This is a genomic window from Paenibacillus sp. NEAU-GSW1 (assembly GCF_009737085.1).
Lineage (GTDB): Bacteria > Bacillota > Bacilli > Paenibacillales > Paenibacillaceae > Pristimantibacillus.
On record NZ_WOVL01000060.1, the window covers coordinates 1 to 1,343 of the forward strand.

General features: G+C 55.5%; 1 rRNA gene. It reads right to left on the minus strand.

Features of this window, described 5'->3' with window-relative positions:
- Positions 1-3: 3 nt before the first annotated feature.
- Positions 4-1,343 (minus strand): 23S ribosomal RNA (locus GOM71_RS23635); the annotation flags it as partial.

Below are 1,343 nucleotides of genomic sequence, written 5' to 3' on the forward strand. Positions count from 1 at the left end.
CATTAGGATAAGCCCTCGACCGATTAGTACTGGTCAGCTCCACACATTGCTGTGCTTCCACCCCCAGCCTATCAACCTCGTCGTCTTCAAGGGGTCTTACGAATTGGGAAATCTCATCTTGAGGGGGGCTTCACGCTTAGATGCTTTCAGCGCTTATCCCGTCCGTACTTGGCTACCCAGCGGTGCTCCTGGCGGAACAACTGGTACACCAGCGGTACGTCCATCCCGGTCCTCTCGTACTAAGGACAGCTCCTCTCAAATTTCCTGCGCCCACGACAGATAGGGACCGAACTGTCTCACGACGTTCTGAACCCAGCTCGCGTACCGCTTTAATGGGCGAACAGCCCAACCCTTGGGACCTACTTCAGCCCCAGGATGCGATGAGCCGACATCGAGGTGCCAAACCTCCCCGTCGATGTGGACTCTTGGGGGAGATAAGCCTGTTATCCCCAGGGTAGCTTTTATCCGTTGAGCGATGGCCCTTCCATTCGGTACCACCGGATCACTAAGCCCGACTTTCGTCCCTGCTCGACTTGTAGGTCTCGCAGTCAAGCTCCCTTATGCCTTTGCACTCTCCGAATGATTTCCAACCATTCTGAGGGAACCTTTGGGCGCCTCCGTTACATTTTAGGAGGCGACCGCCCCAGTCAAACTGCCCGCCTGACACGGTCCCTCTACCCGATTCAGGGTAGCAGGTTAGAACTCCGATACGATCAGGGTGGTATCCCAACGTCGCCTCCACACAAGCTGGCGCTCATGCTTCAATGGCTCCCACCTATCCTGTACAGATCGTACCAAAGTCCAATATCAAGCTGCAGTAAAGCTCCATGGGGTCTTTCCGTCTTGTCGCGGGTAACCTGCATCTTCACAGGTATTAAAATTTCACCGGATCTCTCGTTGAGACAGCGCCCAAGTCGTTACGCCATTCGTGCGGGTCAGAATTTACCTGACAAGGAATTTCGCTACCTTAGGACCGTTATAGTTACGGCCGCCGTTTACTGGGGCTTCGGTTCACAGCTTCGGGTTACCCCTAACCGCTCCCCTTAACCTTCCAGCACCGGGCAGGCGTCAGCCCGTATACTTCGCCTTACGGCTTCGCACAGACCTGTGTTTTTGCTAAACAGTCGCTTGGGCCTTTTCACTGCGGCCCCCTCGGGCTATTCACCCTACCGAGGCACCCCTTCTCCCGAAGTTACGGGGTCATTTTGCCGAGTTCCTTAACGAGAGTTCTTCCGCGCGCCTTAGCATGCTCTGCTCGCCTACCTGTGTCGGTTTGCGGTACGGGCACCTTCGCCTGGCTAGAGGCTTTTCTCGACAGCCGGAGTACATGACCTTCGCTACTG